The sequence below is a fragment of the Undibacterium sp. TC4M20W genome, assembly GCF_049340245.1.
GTDB lineage: Bacteria > Pseudomonadota > Gammaproteobacteria > Burkholderiales > Burkholderiaceae_D > Undibacterium.
The window spans coordinates 1-840 of sequence record NZ_JBMPPI010000065.1; the positions used below are offsets into that span (position 1 = coordinate 1).

The 840-nt window shown below is 51.2% G+C and carries 1 protein-coding gene; it reads right to left on the reverse strand.

Annotation, left to right across the window (positions count from 1 at the left end; genetic code table 11):
• Nucleotides 1-33: 33 nt before the first annotated feature.
• A partial coding sequence (locus ACO0LL_RS30295) for an IS3 family transposase (protein WP_422954533.1) occupies nt 34-840 on the reverse strand: 807 nt, incomplete at its 5' end.

Genomic DNA, 840 nt, shown 5'->3' on the forward strand with positions numbered 1-840 from the left:
TGAGGTGTACTGTCAATAACGGACACTCATGTTTCAAGCTGCCTGCGATTGTTGATTGAAATTATTTGCAAACAAAGCAGGTGGAATATAGCCGAGGCGTGAGTGACGACGCTGGCGATTATAAAAGCTTTCGATATATTCCTGAACAGCAGCCTGTGCATCAGCACGGGTCGGGTAGTGCTGGTGATGTATCAATTCATTTTTCAGGCTACCCCAGAAGCTTTCCATCGGCGCATTGTCATAGCAGTTTCCTTTGCGCGACATCGACGCCTGCATGCCGAATTGTGTCATCAATTCTCTATAACTCAGCGCACAGTATTGGCTACCCCGGTCTGAGTGGTGAATCAATCCAGGTTGTGGACGTTTGTTGCGCACTGCACGCCAGAGCGCCTGCGCAGTCAAGGCTTGCGTCATTCGCTCTCCCATGGCGTAGCCAACAATCTCGCAGGTATACACATCCTTGATCCCTGCCAGATAAAGCCATCCTTCTCCAGTGCTGATATAGGTGATATCAGTCAGCCATACTTCGTTTGGACGGCTTGGAGCAAATGTCTGATTCAATAAATTCGATGCAACAGGAAGAGAGTGATTCGAGTTGGTCGTGGCTTTGAACTTGCGTTTCTGCTTGCAGCGTAAGGCAAGCTCACGACGCAGACGGGCAATGCGGTCACGACCGGCTTTAAATCCCTGTGCTGCCAATTCTGGCTGCATACGCAGCGGGCCATAGGTCTCACGGCTTTGTTTGTGCACGGCGGTAATGGCAAGCTTCAAGCGCTCATCTGTTTTGACGCGCTGCGACGGTGTGCCGCTCAGCCAGGCATAGAATCCACTGCGCGAAAC